This window comes from Botrimarina mediterranea, from assembly GCF_007753265.1.
Lineage (GTDB): Bacteria > Planctomycetota > Planctomycetia > Pirellulales > Lacipirellulaceae > Botrimarina > Botrimarina mediterranea.
Window position 1 is genome coordinate 4641237 of the sequence record NZ_CP036349.1, and the last position, 17997, is coordinate 4659233.

Below are 17997 nucleotides of genomic sequence, written 5' to 3' on the forward strand. Positions count from 1 at the left end.
GAAGACTTACAGCCCACTGCCTACTGCCCACTCAGCGCTAGCGTCGATACTCGATGCCGGCGAACCAGCCGTGCAGGAAGAGCTCGTCGCTCTCCGCGGTGATCGGCGGCGGGGCGGTCCAGAGGTTCTCGGCCAGCTCGACGCCGCCGAGGAACTGCGCCTGGTAACCGCCGCGTAACGCGGTGGTGTTGCTGAGACGCCAGGTCGCGGCGAGCGAGGCCTCGGTCGTGAAGGCGATACGGGTGCCGTCGGCCGAGGTAGCCACGTTGGTCGTCAGCGAGTTCGTTGTGGTGTCGATACTCCGCGTGTCGTCGTTCGGGTCGAGTGGCGTGTTGTTGTCGTCATCGACCACGGTCTCTTTGGTGGTAACGGTCACCGTGCTACTCGAGACGCGGTCGCGATCAATGAAGTTGCAATAGACACCCGCCGAAACGAAGCCGGTCAGATGGAGCCGCCGGGTCGGACGCCACATGTCCAGCCGCAGACCGCTCTGGAAGCCGATCAAGTTGTTATCGACTTCGACGCCATTGCTCTGCTGAGCAAGGATCGAGGAGAGCGAATCACCCGGCACCGTGATGTCGGGGTCGGGCAGAATGACGTTTGTGTACTGTTTGTTGATGTCCGAGACCGACTCGCCAAAGGCAATGTACCGAACACCGGCGAATGGCTTGAGATAGCCCGGCGTCATCTTCTGGAAGTTGATCTCACCCGAGTGGAAGCGTGAGTCGTAGACGAGCTGGCGACGCTGCATACCGGCGATGTCGCCGGCTGTGATGGGTTCTTCTTCCCAATACGCGTTAGCGGTCCACTTCTCAGCGCCGAGGTACCCCACCTGCAGTTCATAACCTGCAAACTGCGGGTACTCGCTCGTCAGCAGCACCCTGGCGCCGGCGGCGTGATCGAAATTGTTGTAGAACTCGAGCGGGGGCAGTGCGACCGCCGGCGCAATCGGCTCGACTTCAGCGAGGATCGCGGCGAGGTCGGCTTCGCCACGCGACAGCACCACGCCGTCCACCGTGACGCGCCAGTGCGGCCCCACGAGCCAGTCGTCACGACGCCCAGCGCCGGGGCGATAGCCCGGACCGCCGACGGGATAGTCGGCCGGTCCGCTCGCGGCTGAGAGCTGTTCACCGAACGTGCCGTTGGGATAAGCAGTCGATTCGCCCGGCATCGCGAGCAGCGTCGGCGCGCCGACGTCAGGCTCTTGCGCACGGACTTCGCCCTGCGATAGGCAGGTTCCTACCGTCATGACGGCGGCGACGAAACGACAAGCCGAAGCAGCCCAGTGGGCCATGCGATTTCCCCCCTTGGGGCCTTTGCGTCGCTCGGCATGAGCGGGCGCAGGCCCTCCCCGTGGGGACTATCGGCGCCCGGGCGACCGTCACAACACGCATTCCCGGCATCGGCGGAAATGTTGAGGGGCGTCTCTCGGGCACTGACATCGCTATGAGGTCAACATGTCGCTAGCAGCGAAAGCAGCACGTCGGTTTGCTCCGGCGTGCCAACCGAGAAGCGGAGGCCGTCGTCGCCGCCGGCCCAGCCGTGGTGCTTGATCCAGCGGACCAAGACGCCCGACTCCTTAAGACTCTCGTAGATCGCTTGGTGCTGGCCCGAGGGGTGCGTCGCCCAGACGAAGTTGGCGCTGGACGGCGTCGTGACGAAGCCCGCCGCTTGCAGGCCGGCGTCGAGCCGTTGCCGCTCGGCGAGTACCTTGGCGACGTTGTCGGCGAGCCACGCTTGGTCGTCGATCGCGGCGGTGGCGCCGGCGATCGACAGGGTGTCGCAGTTGTAGCTGTCCTTCACCTTGGCGAGCTGCGCGATCACGTCGGGTTGCGCAACGACGTACCCGAACCGCAGCCCCGCCAAGCCATAACTCTTGCTGAGCGTACGGCTCACGAGCACCCGCTCGTTGGTCCGCACGAGGTCGAGGCAGTTCGTCTCGGCGAAATCGACATACGCCTCGTCCACCAACACGGGGCACTCCAGCGCGTCGGCGATCGCCGCCACCTCGCCGGGCGCCAGCAACGTGCCGCTGGGGCTGTTGGGATTCGCTAGGTACACAAGCTGCAAGTCGGGCGACGGCGCCGTCAGCTCGTAGCCGATCGTCCAGTCGGGCTCACACGGCACGGCCTCGTGGCGGACGCCCTGAATCTCGGCGAGCGTCTTGTAGAGCATGTAGGTCGGCCACGGGTAGCGGACCGACTTGCCTTGATCGACGAACGTGCGGGTGACGATCGTCAGGATGTCGTCGCTGCCGTTGCCGCAGAGGATCCAGTCGGGCGTGATCTCGGCGTTGTGCGTCTTGAGCACTTCGGCCGCACGCATCCGGAAGGCGGTCGCCTGCGGGTCCGGGTAGCGCTGCAATCCGCTGTCGGCGGCGGCGCGGATCGCGGCCACGACCTTCGGCGAAGGCGGGTAAGGATTCTCGTTGGTGTTGAGCTTCACCAGCTTCGTCCCGCGCGGCTGCTCGCCGGGGACATAGCCGGTCATCTGCTGGATCGACTCACGGAACATCGTTGCCTTCTCTAGTTCTTTTTGGAACCACGGATGGAACGGATAGAACCATAGTGCTTGCCATGTCTGTAGGAGGCGTCTCCTACAAATTCTTATCCGTGGTATCCGTGAAATCTGTGGTTAAACAGTCTTTGTCCTCAAAAGCCGGCGCCCGTCGTTGTGGTCTGGATACGGCAGAGCCATGTGTCGGCGGTCATGTAGAGCGCCCGGCCGTCGGCGCCGCCGAAGCAACAGTTGGCGGTTAGCTCGCCGGTGAGGATGCGGCCGAGCAACTTCCCCTCGGGCGAGACGACCAGCACGCCACCGGGGCCGGTCGTCCAGACGTTGCCGTTCTGATCGATTGCAAGTCCGTCCGGCAGACCGCGGTGGTCCTTGGCGAGCTCGGTCGCGTCGAAGAAGAGCGATCCTTCGCCGACCGATCCGTCCTCGGCAACCGGGTACTTACGCACGATCGCGGCGCTCGACTCCGACTGGGCGACGTAGAGTGTCTGGCCGTCGGGCGAGAGGGCAACGCCGTTGGGGCGCGGCAGCGTCTTATCAACGACCGTCAGCTTGCCATCCTTCGATAAGTGATACACGCCGCAGAAGTCGAGCTCGCGCGTCGAAGACTCCCAGCCTTTGGGCAGACCGTACGGCGGGTCGGTGAAATAGAGGTCGCCGTTCTTTCCCCAACAGAGGTCATTGGGGCTATTGAGGCGTTTGCCCTCAACGTTATCGACGAGCGTCCGCTTGCCGCCGTCCCACGTCATGCGCGAGACGCGGCGGTCGCCGTGCTCGCACATCGTGAGGTTGCCCTCGGGGTCGAGCGCCAGGCCGTTGCTCCCCGGCTCACGGCCGTAAGAGCCTAGGCCCGTGTAACCCGAGGGCTGCAAGAACGTGCTAGCGCCCTTCCCTTCGACCCACTTCACAATCTTGTTGTTGGGGATGTCGCTGAACAACAAGTAACCGCCGTCACGTTCGACCCATACCGGTCCCTCCGACCACACGAACCCGCCGGCGAGGACCTCGACCTTCGCGTCCTTCGCGATGAGCCTGTCGAGCGCCGGGTCGAGCCGCACGACCTCGCCGAGCGTGGGGAAGTTCTTGGTGTCCTGCGCAACGGCAACCGCGGGCAGTAGGGCGATGATGAGGAGTCGGGCGATCATATTGTTCTAAGAAGAGAGGGAACCACGGATGAACACTGATAAACACGGATTAAGACTTCACAGCAACGTGACCACCAAAAAGCGACCTGCACCTCCCAACGGAGATTGATACAAAGACTTGTTATCTGCGTTCATCTGTGTCCATCTGTGGTTCCCTTTCTGATCGTAACCGTCCGAGCATGCCCCGTGAGGCCTTCGACGTTGGCGAGCCGCACGATGTCGTCGGCTTGCGTGGCGAGGGTCGCTTCGGTGAACGCGATGACGCTGTTGGAACGGAGGAAGTCGTTGCTCGACAGCCCATTCGCGAACGTCGCCGTCGCGCCGGTGGGCAGTACGTGTGACGGGCCCGCTGAGTAGTCGCCTACCGGCACCGGGGCAAACGGACCGAGGAACACGGCGCCGGCGCAACGCACCTGATCGAGCAGCCCCTCGGGGTCTTCGCAGGCGATGTGGAGGTGCTCGGTCGCCAGTTCGTCGCACAACTGCGCGGCGTGCTCGCGGTCGCGGACCGTGATCAGCGCGCCGAAGGATTCGAGCGATTGGCGCGTCAGGTCGCTGCGCTCGAGCGTGGCGAGCTGCTTGTCGAGTTCGGCGGCGACTTGGTGGATGAGCGGCTCGTGCCAAGTAAGCAGCACGGCGGAGCCGGGCGAGTGCTCGGCTTGGGCGATCAGGTCGGCGGCGGCGTAGGCAGGCGGAGTCGAGGCGTCGGCGACGACGATCACCTCGCTTGGACCGGCGATCGAGTCGATGCCGACCTCGCCGAAGACACGTCGCTTCGCAAGCGCGACGAAGAGATTGCCGGGGCCGACGATCTTGTCGACCTTCGGGACGCCCTCGCATCCGTAAGCCAGCGCCGCAACGGCTTGCGCGCCGCCCATGCGGTAGACCTCGGTGACGCCGAGTTCGTGGCACGTCGCCAAGAGGTCGGTGTTGTAGCTGCCGAACTTCGTCGGCGGTGCGACGACCGCCAGTTCGGGCACGCCGGCGGCTTGGGCCGGGACGGCGGTCATCAGCACGGTGGACGGATACGCCGCGGCGCCTCCAGGGACGCAGAGGCCCGCGCGGCTTAGAGGGAGGTAACGCTGACGGAGGTAGCCGCCCCCTTCGATCTCGACGCGGACATCCTTGTGAAGAATCGCCGTCTGGAACCGCAGCAAGCGGTCACGGATACGGCGGATCATCGCCAGGAAGTCGGGGTCCGCCGCCCGGTGGGCCGTTTCGAGCTCGTCGGGCGAGACCCGAAGTGTCTCGGCGGTGAGCTGGGCGCCGTCGAGTTTTGCGGTGTACTCCAGCACCGCTTCCAGGCCCCGCGATCGGACATCTTCGCAGATGCGGTCCACGACTTCGACGGGCGACAAAGGCTCACCAAAAACCTCGATCGTTTTCCGCCGGCCCGCAGCAGAGACGACGTTCCCCTCCGGCGCCAGCTTGCGGCGGAGATCGTCGATGGGACCCCGAGAATCGGCCCTACGGGCGTCGATACGGGCGATAGCGAGCGGTTTGGCGGCGTTAAGCGTCATAAGACCCTCCAGCGTAACTGCCCGGCACGGGCCGCTACAGAGGCTCAGGGCGGACAACGGCCAATGGGGTCGGGGCGTGGGCTGCCTCACGCAACCTCCCGGCCGAGCGGTGCGTAGGCTGGGGGTCGGGCGTACGCTAGGCAAGCCGCCCTCTTCAACTGTCCACTGCCCCGTTTTCTGTAGGAACCCCGCCGTCATGACCCTGCTCCGCCCCGCTGTGTTCGCTGTAGCTGGCCTTTTCGCTGCGTCCCAGGCCTACGCCCAGCCTGTCGCCGAGGTCGCACCTCCTGAGCCGCCCGCCGTTGGCGAAAGCGCCCCGACCGTCACGCTCACAAGCACCGCCGGTGAGCAGGTCGATCTGGCCGAGACCTTCGCGGGCGGCAAGACGGTGCTCGTGGTGTTGCGCGGCTATCCCGGCTATCAGTGCCCAGCATGTTCAGCCCAGACCGCGGATTTGATCCGTAGCGCCAATGACTTTGCCGACGCCGGCGTGGCCGTTGTGGTCGTTTACCCCGGCCAGCAGAAGGGGCTTGAAGGACACGCCGAGGAGTTCCTCACCGCGACGATGGCCAAGATCAACGAGACCGAACTCCCCGGCGGCGTGACTCTGCTACTCGACCCCGACTACGAGCTCGTGAACGCCTACGGCCTCCGGTGGATGGCGCCCAACGAAACCGCCTATCCCGCCACGTTCGTCATCGCCAAGGGGGGCGAGATCACGTTCGCCGAGGTGAGCAACACTCACGGCGGCCGTGTCGCGGCGAAGAAAGCCCTGGAAGCGGCGAAGGAGTGACGATTCGTCGCCCTTGTTCTTTCCACGACGTGCCTGGGGAGGATGTAACTTGATTAGCGGAGTCGGTATAGGTACCGGTGAGAACTACACGCCTGCAAAACCACAACGGTGATCCCCGTTTGTCCCCCGCGCTGAAAGGGAGGGGGACGGGGACGTTAACGTTCAACGATCGGGTAACATCCGCAGCATGATCGACCTCCGCAGCGATACCGTCACCCGACCGACCGCCGCCATGCGTGAAGCGATGGCGGCGGCGCCGGTCGGCGACGACGTGTTCGGCGACGACCCCACCGTCTTCGAGCTCGAAGAACAAGTCGCGGACCTGCTCGGCAAAGAGGCGGCGTTGTTCGCCCCGTCGGGGACGATGACCAACCAGCTAGGGGTGCGCGTCCATTGCCAGCCCGGGGACGAGTTTTTCTGCGACTCGCAGTGTCACATCTACTACTACGAGCAGGGCGCGTACGCGCAGCTGTGGGGCGTTGCGGCGCACCCGCTGCCCTCGTCCGCGGGCCTGCCGAGTATCGAGACGCTCGAAGCGGCCCTGCGGCCGGAGAACATCCATTACCCGCGCACCAAGGTGCTGTGCGTGGAGAACACGCACAACCGTTATGGCGGCGCGATCCTGCCCGAGGCCGACGTCGTTGCTGCGTGTGCGTGGGCCCATAGCGTCGGCCTGAAGACGCACCTTGACGGCGCGCGGCTGTGGAACGCGGCGGTCGCCACCGAGGGCGACTGGCGCGCCAACCTCCGCCGTCAGTGCGACCCCTTCGATACGGTGAGCGTCTGCTTCAGCAAAGGCCTTGGCGCGCCGGTCGGCTCGGCGCTCGCGGGGCCGGCCGAGTTGATTGCGACGGCGCGGCGAGTGCGTAAGGCGTTAGGCGGCGGCTGGCGTCAGGCGGGCATCATCGCCGCCGGCGCGCTGTACGCATTACAGCACCAAGTGACGCGCCTCACGCAGGACCACGCCCGCGCCACCAAGCTCGCCAATGCTGCGCAACACACGCAGGGCTTGTCGCTCTTGGGCGACCGCTGCGACACGAATTTGGTCGTGATTGAGATCGACCCGGCGATCGGCACGGCTGCCGAGATCGCTGCGCGGCTCGCGCATCACGGTGTGCTCGTCAGTCAGCCTTCGCCCCACCGCATCCGCGCCGTGACGCACCACGACGTTAACGATGCGGACATTGATCACGTCATCGAATCGCTCGTGGCCTCGCTGCACTGAGGCCAGTCGTCTGTAGCAATCGACCGGCTGGCGCTTAGGGTTCGCCTTCGATCTACGGGACCTTCGATCTACCGGCAAGCGGGCCTTCGATCTATCGGGCGAGCTTGGGGCTTGGGGGCAGCTGCCCGGCTAGACGCAGATTCGCCCGCCAGCGTTGCTGGTAGGCGGCGAACTCCTCGGCTGTCGTCGCTGGCATGGTCTCCTTAGACCGCCTCTCGAGCTTCTTTACGTGCTGGTTGAATCCGGCGATGAAGGCCATTCCGGCGAGAAGTAGCAGGGCGGCACGCATGGCAAGCGGCTCCAGAGAGTGGCATAGGGATTGGCTACACCTTCCGTTCTTCGCCGCCTAAGCCCAGGCATTGGCAAGAATCTCGGCAGTCGCTCTTGGCGAGACCTTACCGGCACGGGTGGAGAGGGCGGACACCGTCCCTGCGCCTACTTCACCCCCTGCGCTGCACTCGGGACTACCAGATTTTCAGATTGAGCGAGTTGAGTCCTCACTCACGCCACGCCGGCTAGCTCCGCCGCCCGCGCCACGCGTTCGATGCCTACCATGAAGGTCGTCGTCCGCAGTCCGAGGGTCCTCTCGATCGAGCGGTCCCAGACTTCTTCGAAGGCGTGCGTTAGCGTGCGGTCGAGTTCTCCGCGGACGCGGTCGAGGGTCCAGCGATAGAACTGACGGTTTTGCGCCCACTCGAAGTAACTCACCGTGACGCCGCCGGCGTTGGCGAGGATGTCGGGGAGGATGATGACGCCGCGTTCCTGGAGCTTCTCGTCCGCCTCGGGCGTGATTGGGGCGTTGGCCGCTTCGATGATGACGGGCGCCTTCACTTGGGCGACATTCGACTCATTGATAACGCCGCCCAACGCCGCGGGGATCAGCACATCGACGCCGAGCTCGAGCAACTCATCGCCGGGGATCCGTTCGCCGCCTTCGAAGCCCTCGAGTTGCCCGTTGTTCTGGTTGACGTGGCGCAACGCGGCTTTGATATCGATCCCCTTCGGATTGCGCCAGGCGCCGGTTTGATCGGAGATGGCGACGATCTTGCAGTCGGCCTCGCTGAGAAACTTGGCCGTGTGCGTACCGACGTTGCCGAAGCCTTGCAGCGCGACGGTGGCGCCGGCGGATTTGCGGCCCAGTCGGCCGAGCGTCTTGAGGGTCAGCAGGCCGACGCCGCGGCCGGTCGCCTCTTCGCGACCGGGAATGCCGTAGTGCTCAACGGGCTTGCCGGTGACGACGCCGGGGTTGAAGCCTTGGTACTTGGCGTACTGGTTCATGATCCACGCCATCTCCTCGTGCCCGGTTCCCATGTCGGGAGCGGGGATGTCAGAGTCGGGGCCGATCACTTGATGGATGGCGTCAACCAGCTTGCGGGTGACGCGTTCCTTCTCGTTCTTGCTGAGGCTACGGGCGTTGACGGTGACGCCCCCTTTGGCGCCGCCGTAAGGGATATTCACGACGGCCGTCTTCCAAGTCATCAGCGACGCGAGGCCGCGGACCTCGTCGAGATCGACCTCGTGGTGATAGCGCAAGCCGCCCTTCATCGGCCCGCGCGCCGAGTTGTGTTGGACGCGGTAGCCGACGAGTGTCTCGAGCGTGCCGTCGTCGCGCCTGAGCGGGATCTGCACGGTCAGCTCACGTTCGGGCGTGATCAATAGCTTGCGCATCGGGGACTCCATCCCCAGCTCGTGCGCCGCCTTGTGAAAGTAGTGCTGGACGGCTTCGAAGGCTTTCATCGCGGGAAGGCGCTTGAAGGAAGGAGAGCGGACTTACGAACTGTAGCGCAAGTGGCGGTGGGCTGGTAGCGCCGGCGTCGCGGGGGGCGTGTGTTGCGAGAACTGTTGGCGAGCCGTCAGCACTAGCGCCCGGAGTCATTGCGGGCGCCTGCTTCGCTCCGGGCGCTGACGCTGACGGCTCGCCTCTCACGGTTGGTGAATGGCTCGCCAGATAGTGGGTAATAGTGGCTAAAACGATTAGCGACGTGGTCGCTGCTGCCTTAAAATGGTGGGATGCAACCTCGCTTTCGCCATTCGCTGGTTCTGCTGACGCTCGGAGCGCTCGGATGTGGCGATTCGGCGCCGAATAGCGCTGCGTCTAAGTCTACGTCACCGCCCGCGCCGATTGTTCAGGGCTCGGGGGTTCAGGCGGTGTCGGATAACGCCGCTCCGCAGGAGCCGAGCGACGGGCTGGTGGACGATGACGGCCGGACGCTGTGGGCTTCGCCGACGAGCGGAGAGCCGATCGACCTGTCGCTCGTCCCCGCCGAGTCGGGGCTGTTCCTCTACGCCCGCCCGCAGGCGCTGCTGGCGACGGCCGAGGGCCGCCGAGTCTGGCGGGCGCTGTTGCTTGACGATGCGGCGCTGGAGTCGGCCCAGGTGGTGACCGTGGGCGTCGCCGCGGGGGAAGATTACGAATCCGTCAGCCAGACGGTTGCGGTGGACCCCCCGGCCTCAAGTGATTCAGCCTCAAGCGACTCAGCGTCGGACGACCTGCCGCTCGTGCCGCGAGAGTTCGAGCAGCTGATCGACACGACCGACAGCGACCGACACGTGACGCTGGTGTGCCTGCCACGGTTCTTGGTCGGCGATGGGGGCGCCCTCTTGAGCGGGCCGTGGGCGCCGCTGCGTGAGCTGGTGCTCGCCCAGGGGCGTGACGAGTGGGCCGCCGTGGCCCTGAGCCTGCACATCGACGACCTGCAGCGGCTGTACTGGGAGCTACGCGTTGTCCCCAACGCCTCGGAGCCCGAGGTGCGTGTCGCCGCCGGCGTGGTGAAGCAGAGCCAGGGCTGGGACGACGACCTCGACGCCGTGGTTCGCGGCCGCGACTGGTCGGCCTACAGCCGGCGGGTGGTCGAGCGCTCGCCACGGATGATGGCGGTGGTCGGCAAGTACGCGCGGCGGGGCGTCGATGGCCGGCAGGCGGTGGTGAACGGCTATGTCCCGTCCGGCACGGCCCACCAACTCGCCCTCGCCGCCGAGCGGGTCATCGCAGAGCTGGCTTCGCCGGTGGTTGCCGAACCGATGATCTCCGCGGCGCCGTCGCTGGCGGAGCTACCGATTGCCGAGCGTTTGCAGACGCCCGTGACGATTCAGTTCACACGGGAATCGCTTGAGACGGCTGTAGCGATTCTAGCGGAGACGATCGCCACGCCGATCGAGATCCGTGGCCGCGACCTACAGTTAGATGGGATCACCCGCAACCAGATGCTCGCTTTGGACGTAACGGACCTGCCGGCCGAGGCCGCGCTATTGGAAGTGCTCCGCCGGGCAAACCCCGATAAGGAGGCCGCCGACGCCGCCGACCTGAGGCAGAAGCTGGTCTACGTCGTCGGCGATGGGGGCGTCACGATCACCACCCGCGCCGCGGCCGAGGGCCGTGGCGATACTCTGCCCACGGTTTTTCAAGCCAACTAGCCTAAAAGAATGGCACGCGGATAAACGCGGATTGAACAGATGAACGCAGATGCTCATGCGCTTTGAATATCCGTGTTCATCCTTTTAATCCGCGTCCGTCCGCGTCCCATTCGTCTTGTATTCAATCAGCGCTGCCGTGACCGCCTTTCGTGTTCAATGCGAAACCTGCCGTTCATGGCTGAAGGTGCGCGACGAGGGGTTTGTCGGTGAGGTTCATGCCTGCCCGAAATGCGGCAGCATGGTGTTGATCGCGGCGCCCGCGGGTGAAGCCGCGGCGGCCCCTGCTGTTGCGGCGACGCCCGTTGTGGCGGTGATGAGCGACACGCTCGAGACGACCGAGGCGCCCGCGGAGGCGTTCGCGGCGCCTCCGCCGCTGCCGGATCCGGTCGTCGAACCAGCGAGTGCAGCGGCGTTACCGTGGATGATTGTTACAGCGGCGAGCGGCGTTGCGCTCGCCGGCGTCGCTGCGATCGCGTTCTTCCTCTGGCCCGGCGCCGAGACGCCCGACACGCCGCCGCAAACAGTCGCTGCTAACGAACAACCAACCACAGCCGAGCCGACGCCGCCCTCCGCCAGCAAGCCCGCTGCCGAACCAACTCCAGAGCCCGAACTAACTCCAGAGGAAGTCGCGGCGAACGAATCGCCTGCCGGTGGGACTGCTGTTGACGATCTACCCGTTGAACCAACCGAGCCAGTCGATGAGGCGCTGCTGGCGTTGCCGCCGGACGCCGTTGCGGATGACGCCGCGGAGGACGATGGGGATAACGACGAGAACGGTGTCGAGCGCGTCGCACTAGCGAGTACGGCACCCGTCGAGGAAGCGCCGCCGGTTGAAGAGACGCCGTCGGAGATCGACCCGCTGTCGATCGACTTCAATGAGGTCGAGATCGTGCTTCGCAAGGGCCACGGCGCCGCTCCGGCGACGGCGCCGGCGGATGAACCGTCGAAGCCAACGACCCGCAAGCCAACCGAGCCGTCGCTCGACGACGAGCTTGCGGCCGTGGCCCAGCACGCCGGCGTCTATGTCCGTCGTGGCCCGACCAACGAAGCGAACGGCCCCTTCACCGGCTCGTCGCTAACAGCGCTGACGTACGCGGTCCCCTCGGTCAACCTGCGTGACATCCCGCTCGACGAGGCGCTGCGTGTTGTGGGTGACGTCGCGGGCGTGCCGATCACGATCGACCCGGTGGCCTTGCGGCTCGCGGGTGTGTCGGCCGCCAAGCCGATCGACTTGGTCGGTGAGGGCGTCACGCTGGCGGAACTTCTCGAGACATCGCTCCAGCCGTTGCGGCTGGGGTTTGACGCCGAGGGATCGTCTGTCACCGTCGTCCGCATCGACGCCGACAAACCCCGCACGATCCAGCACCCGGTCGCCGACCTCGTCGAGGCAGACGAGGCGGAGATGGTCGCCCTGTTGCGACGACTGGGGAAACTGCCCGCCGATTCACAATTCAGCGACGGCAAGCTCGGCGTCACCGCATCGCTCGCCACGCAGTACGGCCTCGTCGTGCTCTGTGAACGCCTGCGGATCGTACGGGGTCTGCCGCTGAAGACGAAGTACCCGCGCTCGCTGTTATCGGCCGAGCCGTCGCTGGCGACGCTCGCGCCGGTGCTCGACCGCCGGACGACGTTCAGCTTTGTCGAGCCGACGCCGCTGACGGAGGTGTTCTGTCATTGGCGCCGCGTCACGGGGCTGTCGATCCTCGTCGATTGGCGGGCGCTCGCGGACATCGGTTATGGGCCGCGATCGACGGTCGAGTGCTCGGTCACCAACCGGCCTTTCGGGGTAGCGCTCGACGGCGTGCTCGGCGGCTTGGGCCTCACCTGGGGCGCGGTCGATGGCCGCACGCTTTGGCTGACGACTAGCGACGCCGCGCGACAGCCCGAGACGATCGAGTTCTACCCGCCCGGCACGACGGCGCCCGCCGACGTTATCGCCGAGGTCGATCCCGCATCGGGCCACGTTTTTGTGCGGGCGGCGGTGATCGAACAGCGGGGAATCAGCGAGGATTTGGCGCAGCAAAAGTAACCGGGGGCTAAGGCCCCGCGGCTGATATTTGGTCACTCGTGTTGGTCATCAGCCGGCACGCGTTAGCGTCCGGTTCTGCCCCTCTGGAGAGCATCAAACTCTTTTCGATCCTGCGCTACTGTGACATAGACCACGACTTGCTCTAACTCGTCTTCCGTGTTGACGCATTGCCAGTCGCCGCCTGTCGTCCAAACGGGACGATCAATGAATTGGTCCCAATGTGTCCTCAACTCGCGAGTACAGTTCGCCTTGAGTTGGTCGCGCACTACGCTACCGGCGACCCCGTGCGCCGAAATCACTGTATGGACGTGGTTAGAACGCGCGCTCTTTGCCCATACGCGCCAACCTCGATACTCGGCTAGGCGTTCGATCTCTGACTCTACCACTCGCCTTTGCGGCTCGTTCAGTAGCTCGATGGGGTGCTTCAATCGCTCGCGACGCCATTCCGCCAACTTTGGTTGAGCGTTCTGTTCCCCCCTTCCCCGCTTGCGCCAGCCTCGTTCGTCGCCCTGTAGAAATGTGCCGTAGACCGTCCAGGTGATGAAGTACGCGAGTGGTTCGTCATTGAGCATCCGGCCAGTTTAGTCTGCTGGCGGAACCGGGGGCTAAGGCCCCGCGGCTGATTTTTTCTTGCCGCGGGGCCGTCCGATCAACCGGCACGCGTTAGCGTCCGGTTTGTCCGCTACAACGTCCGGTCCACCGCGTCGGCGATGCGGCGGCACTCGGCCATCATGGTGGTGAACGCGTCGCAGCTGAGCGTTTGGTAGCCGTCGCTCTTGGCGTGCTCGGGGTCGGGGTGGACCTCGACGATGACGCCGTCGGCGCCCGCAGCGATCGCGCCCTTCGCTAGGGCGGAAACCATGTAGGTGTGGCCTGTGCCGTGGCTGGGGTCGATCACCACCGGTAGGTGGGTCTTCTGCTGTAAGTAGGGGATGCTCGCCAGCGGCAGCGTGAAGCGGGTGTGCGACTCGAACGTGCGGATGCCGCGCTCGCAGAGCATGACCCGTGAGTTGCCGCCGTCGAGGATGTACTCGGCCGCGAGCAGCAGTTCTTCCATTGTGGCGCTCGGGCCGCGTTTGAGCAGCACGGCGGCGTCGGCGCGGCCACACGCTTCGAGCAGGCGGTAGTTCTGCATGTTGCGGGCGCCGATCTGCAAGACCTCGGCGTAGCCGGCGACGAGGTCCACGTCCTCGGGCGAGACGACCTCGGTGACGATCGCCAGGCCCGTCTCGTCGCGCGCCGTGGCGAGCAGCTTGAGGCCGTCTTCCTTCATGCCCTGGAAGCTGTAGGGGCTGGTGCGGGGCTTGAACGCGCCGCCGCGGAGGGCCGTGGCGCCCGCCGCCTTGACCGCCTTGGCGGTGGCGACGATCTGCTCTTCGCTCTCGACACTGCACGGCCCGGCGATCACGCCGATTGGCTTGCCGCCGACTTCGAGCGAACCGGCACGGATCACGGAAGTCTCCGTGTGCGCCTCGCGGCTCGCCAGCTTGTAGGGGGCGAGCACCCGCATCACGTTGTCGACGCCCGGCGAGCTTTCGAGAGCCGTGACGCCGATGACGCGTTCATCACCGATTGCGGCGACCACCGTCCGCTCGGTGCCGCGGAGGACGTTCGCCTTGAGGCCGAGGGACTCGACGTGCTTCACAAGGTGCTGGAGGTCGGCTTCGGTGGCCGTGGTTTTCATGACAACGATCATTTTGGGAGGGGCTGGGGGCTGAGGGGTTCAGGGGGTGAGGGATTTGCTGGAATGCCTTTTTCTGACGGTGCGCTTACTAGTGAGCCCGTAGCGCACAAAAAAACTCAGCCCCGGGGCCGCGGGGGCCTCGGGGCTGAGTTTTTTGCTCACTCGTGTGTTGCAGCTCGCATTACGCGGCGTTACGCACGACCCCCGGGCCCTTGGCTCCGTAAAAGAAGCCAAAGAAGTAGGTAAACCGGTAGTCGCTTCGCCAGGTGAGCATGTGCTTGAGTATCGGCACGGATTTTCAGGAAAGCAAGCGTATTTTCGGCTCCGATCGGTTTGCCGCCTTTCGTCTCCCGAGCCGAGCGGGCCGAGATTTCCCACCCGTGCAGAATTCCCCCTCGTTGGGCGCCGCCCTAGAATGCTGTGAAAGCGACGAAGGCCCCGATCGTCCGTGTTATTGGAACCCGCCATGTCACGCCATCCCTTCTCGATGCTCGCCGTCCTGACGGCGCTGGGAGTGTTATTCACGATGGAAGCAGCCGCTGAAGAAGCCGCGTCGCCGAAGAAGGCCCTCGCCACCCTGGGCGGCGGGTGCTTCTGGTGCACCGAGGCGGTTTACGAAGTCACTAACGGCGTCCACTCGGCCGTGTCGGGCTACGCGGGCGGGCGCTTCGTCAACCCGACCTACGAAGCGGTCAGCACGGGCCAGACAGGCCACGCCGAGGTGGTGCAGATCGAGTACGACCCGAGTGTGATCTCGTACGAGAAAGTGCTGGAGGTCTTCTTCCGCACACACGACCCGACCACGCTCAATCGCCAGGGACCCGATCACGGCACCCAGTACCGCTCGGCGATCTTTTACCACGACGACGAGCAGCGCGAGACGGCCGAACGGGTGATCGCCGCTCTCAACGAGTCGCGGGCCTACGGCAAGCCGATCGTCACCGAGGTGGCGCCGCTCGAAAGGTTCTACCCCGCCGAGGCGTACCACCAGGACTTCTTCGCCAAGAACCCCAATCAAGGCTACTGCCGTGCGGTCGTCAGCCCCAAGGTCGAGAAGTACCGCAAGGCGTTTGCCGATCTGCTCAAGCCCGAAGGAGGGTTGTCGCAATGAAATCGCTCTTGGTACTGATCGGCGCCGCGCTGGCGTCGTTTGCTGTGGTCGCCGTGTTTGCCGACAACGCGGCGAGTGAAGAACAAGGCGCGAAGCCCGCGGCGACGGCCGAGTCCGCCGCGGCTGAGGCGGCGCCCTCGGCGGCGGTTGAAGAGAAACCGGCGCGCCGCTCGAGGAAGTCGATGGCCCTCGAGCCGCTGCCGCCCGACACCGACTGGGAGAAGGTGGATTGGGTGTCGCGACTGACGCCGATGCAGTTCCGCGTCACCCGCCAAGCGCACACCGAGCAACCCTTCCGCAATGAGTTCTGGAACAACAAGAAGCCAGGCGAGTACCGCTGTGTGAATTGCGACCAGTTGCTGTTCACCTCGAAGACCAAGTTCGAGTCGGGCTGTGGCTGGCCGAGCTTCTGGCTGCCGGTCACCGACGACGTCATCACCGAGCACCCCGATTACACCCTGAACATGCAGCGCATCGAGACGCGCTGCGCCCGCTGCGCGGCGCACCTGGGGCATGTCTTCAACGACGGCCCCCGTCCGACGGGTTTGCGCTACTGCATCAACTCGGCGTCGCTGCGATTTGTATCCGCCAAGGACGTGAAAGCGGCGAAAGGCGATGCGTCAGGAGCAATCGAGAAGGCGGCGCCCGTTAAGTCTCGCTGACTCCACAATTTTGTGGGAGGGGTCTCCAGACCCCGAATACGGTCTCCATACCGCAAACGGCATGGTGCGCGTCATCGGCGTCTGGAGACGCCTCCCACATTCTTGGTTTCGTGACGGCGCAATCGTGATGGGTTACAGTGTCGGCCTCGTCCCTGCCCTATTCTTGTCCGAGCCGACGCCATGCTTCGCCCCGTTGTTCTCGCCATCGCCATCGCAATCGCCTTCGTTGCCACGGCAGTCGACGCGCAAACCGTCTACGAGTACGGCCCCGAGTCTTCACGGCAGGAGGGCGTTCCGCAGGGCAAAGTCACGACGCACGAGTGGCGTGATAGCAAGGTCTTCCCCGGCACGTTGCGGCGTTACTACGTCTACGTCCCCGCGCAGTACGACGGCAGCGACTCAAGGCCCGCGGCGCTGATGGTGTTTCAGGACGGGCACGCCTACGTCAGCGAGGATGCCGACTTCCGCGCGCCGCTTGTCTTCGACAACCTGATCCACGAAGGCGCGATGCCGGTGACGATCGGCCTGTTCGTCGATCCGGGTCACAAGAAGGACGCGCTGCCGGAGAAGCCCGGCTGGAACCCGCAGCCGGAGAACCGCAGCTTCGAGTACGACTCGCTGTCGCCCGCTTATGCGGATTTCTTGCTCACCGAGTTGATCCCCGAGCTACGCAAGACGTACAAGATCACTGACGACCCCGAGGGCCACGCGATTTGCGGCCTTTCCAGTGGGGGCATCTGCGCCTTCACCGCGGCGTGGGAGCGGCCCGACGCTTTTCGCAAGGTGATGTCGCACATCGGCAGCTTCACCAACATCCGCGGCGGGCACGTCTATCCCGCCCTCATCCGCAAGCCGCCGCGGGGCGAAGACAAGCCGCTACGCGTCTTCTTGCAAGACGGCTCGAACGACCTCGACAACGTGCACGGCAATTGGTGGCTCGGCAATCAACAGATGGCCTCTTCGCTTGCCTTCAAGGGATACGACTACAAGTTCGTCACCGGCGACGGCGGCCACGACGGGCGGCATGGCGGGGCGATCTTTCCGGAATCGCTGCGGTGGCTGTGGCGAGACTATAAACTACCAACTGAGTAGAAGTTTCGTTCACGGAGCCGCCGGCTTGAGCAGAATCTGCACCTCTCCGTAGCGATCTCGCTCTGGGACCTGCGGACCGTTGTAGCCGAACACGCGCATCTCGGGTTCCTTCGCCGCGCGGTACTTGGACTGGCCTGCGAGCCAATCCTTTAGGCGTTGCGCGGACTCGGCGACCTGCCGATCGTTCAAGCCGCCGCGGAATCCAAGCGAGACGACGGTCGTTGCTGGGACATCTTCGATTTCAACACCATCGATTTCACCGCGTTCTCCGACGCCAGTGTTTTGGTAGAGAAACGCCATGGCGCCATCGCCGTTGGCGCCCGGCGCTCGGTTCATCTCGACCGGCGCGGTCATCGGAATCTGCTGCTTCTGGATGTGTTGGAAGAGCGTCCAGAAAGAAGGACCAACCGCTCTACGGTACGCCGGATACTCTTTCACCTCGATCACGCCAACTGGCGTGAAGGACGGGAACCCCTCTGGCAGTGGCGCCTCGGCGCGAGGCCGGAAAGAGAGCATCGCTCTCGCCTTATCGAGTTCACCCGCCTCGATCACTTCGCGGGCCGGGCTGTACGGCTCGAGTTCGGCAGCGGCAGCGGGAAGGTCGGCCAGCCAGGCTGAGACCTTCTCTGAGGTCGATCGGCGCTCAACTTTCTCCGCCGCTTGGCCGACACTCGCAAACAAGGCTATCGCCGCGGTCCCTACCAAGATGGACAGTGACCAGTCGCTAAGCGTACGCATGTGTACCCCTCCGATTCCGAGAGACCCTTGTGGGCTTGCCGTAATCGTAGGCGCGACCCCTCAAATCGGC

The 17997-nt window shown here is 65.0% G+C and carries 15 protein-coding genes; 7 read left to right on the top strand and 8 right to left on the bottom strand.

Annotation, left to right across the window (positions count from 1 at the left end; translation table 11 throughout):
* Positions 1–37 precede the first annotated feature (37 nt).
* The 4 genes from Spa11_RS17845 to hisD form a co-directional block, all read right to left on the bottom strand.
* The gene (locus Spa11_RS17845) at positions 38–1294 is read right to left on the bottom strand and encodes a hypothetical protein (RefSeq protein WP_145114736.1); all 1257 of its coding nucleotides are present in this window, start codon (positions 1292–1294) and stop codon (positions 38–40) included.
* Positions 1295–1452: 158 nt separating this feature from the next.
* Positions 1453–2514: a histidinol-phosphate transaminase gene (gene hisC, locus Spa11_RS17850; protein ID WP_145114738.1), complete on the bottom strand. Its 1062-nt coding sequence runs from the start codon at positions 2512–2514 to the stop codon at positions 1453–1455.
* A 137-nt stretch (positions 2515–2651) separates the two neighbouring features.
* The gene (locus Spa11_RS17855) at positions 2652–3659 is read right to left on the bottom strand and encodes an SMP-30/gluconolactonase/LRE family protein (protein ID WP_145114740.1); all 1008 of its coding nucleotides are present in this window, start codon (positions 3657–3659) and stop codon (positions 2652–2654) included.
* A 131-nt stretch (positions 3660–3790) separates the two neighbouring features.
* Positions 3791–5179 carry a histidinol dehydrogenase gene (gene hisD / locus Spa11_RS17860; protein WP_145114742.1) on the bottom strand — a complete coding sequence of 463 codons (1389 nt, stop codon included), beginning with the start codon at positions 5177–5179 and terminating at the stop codon, positions 3791–3793.
* Positions 5180–5375: 196 nt separating this feature from the next.
* Here hisD and Spa11_RS17865 point away from each other — a divergent pair, with 196 nt between their 5' ends.
* Complete coding sequence (locus Spa11_RS17865) at positions 5376–5972, top strand: redoxin family protein (protein ID WP_197529491.1); 597 nt, start codon at positions 5376–5378, stop codon at positions 5970–5972.
* A 187-nt stretch (positions 5973–6159) separates the two neighbouring features.
* Positions 6160–7197, top strand: a complete 1038-nt coding sequence (locus Spa11_RS17870; RefSeq protein ID WP_145114746.1) for a threonine aldolase family protein — start codon at positions 6160–6162, stop codon at positions 7195–7197.
* Between the two features lie 91 nt (positions 7198–7288).
* Here the strand turns inward: Spa11_RS17870 and Spa11_RS17875 are convergent, their stop codons facing one another.
* Together Spa11_RS17875 and Spa11_RS17880 are read right to left on the bottom strand one after the other, a co-directional pair.
* Entirely contained in the window at positions 7289–7486 is a 198-nt protein-coding gene (locus Spa11_RS17875) for a hypothetical protein (RefSeq protein WP_145114748.1), read from the bottom strand.
* 212 nt (positions 7487–7698) lie between these two features.
* Positions 7699–8934 carry a Glu/Leu/Phe/Val family dehydrogenase gene (locus Spa11_RS17880; protein ID WP_145114750.1) on the bottom strand — a complete coding sequence of 412 codons (1236 nt, stop codon included), beginning with the start codon at positions 8932–8934 and terminating at the stop codon, positions 7699–7701.
* 273 nt (positions 8935–9207) lie between these two features.
* On the opposite strand from Spa11_RS17880, the gene Spa11_RS17885 reads away from it, so the two are divergent.
* Complete coding sequence (locus Spa11_RS17885) at positions 9208–10611, top strand: hypothetical protein (protein ID WP_145114752.1); 1404 nt, start codon at positions 9208–9210, stop codon at positions 10609–10611.
* A gap of 136 nt (positions 10612–10747) precedes the next feature.
* Complete coding sequence (locus Spa11_RS17890; RefSeq protein ID WP_145114754.1) at positions 10748–12640, top strand: hypothetical protein; 1893 nt, start codon at positions 10748–10750, stop codon at positions 12638–12640.
* 682 nt (positions 12641–13322) lie between these two features.
* Here Spa11_RS17890 and aroF read toward each other — a convergent pair.
* On the bottom strand, positions 13323–14324 hold the full coding sequence (gene aroF, locus Spa11_RS17900) for a 3-deoxy-7-phosphoheptulonate synthase (RefSeq protein ID WP_231933023.1): 1002 nt from the start codon (positions 14322–14324) through the stop codon (positions 13323–13325).
* Between the two features lie 466 nt (positions 14325–14790).
* Between aroF and msrA the strand changes: the two genes are divergently transcribed.
* The 3 genes from msrA (at position 14791) to Spa11_RS17915 (ending at position 17189) form a co-directional block, all read left to right on the top strand.
* Entirely contained in the window at positions 14791–15435 is a 645-nt protein-coding gene (gene msrA / locus Spa11_RS17905) for a peptide-methionine (S)-S-oxide reductase MsrA (protein WP_231933024.1), read from the top strand.
* On the top strand, positions 15432–16097 hold the full coding sequence (gene msrB, locus Spa11_RS17910; RefSeq protein WP_231933026.1) for a peptide-methionine (R)-S-oxide reductase MsrB: 666 nt from the start codon (positions 15432–15434) through the stop codon (positions 16095–16097). The genes msrA and msrB overlap by 4 nt, the downstream gene beginning before the upstream one ends.
* 180 nt (positions 16098–16277) lie before the next feature.
* Positions 16278–17189: an alpha/beta hydrolase gene (locus Spa11_RS17915; protein WP_145114760.1), complete on the top strand. Its 912-nt coding sequence runs from the start codon at positions 16278–16280 to the stop codon at positions 17187–17189.
* Positions 17190–17198: 9 nt separating this feature from the next.
* Here the strand turns inward: Spa11_RS17915 and Spa11_RS17920 are convergent, their stop codons facing one another.
* The gene (locus Spa11_RS17920) at positions 17199–17927 is read right to left on the bottom strand and encodes a heme-binding protein (protein WP_145114762.1); all 729 of its coding nucleotides are present in this window, start codon (positions 17925–17927) and stop codon (positions 17199–17201) included.
* Positions 17928–17997 lie beyond the last annotated feature (70 nt).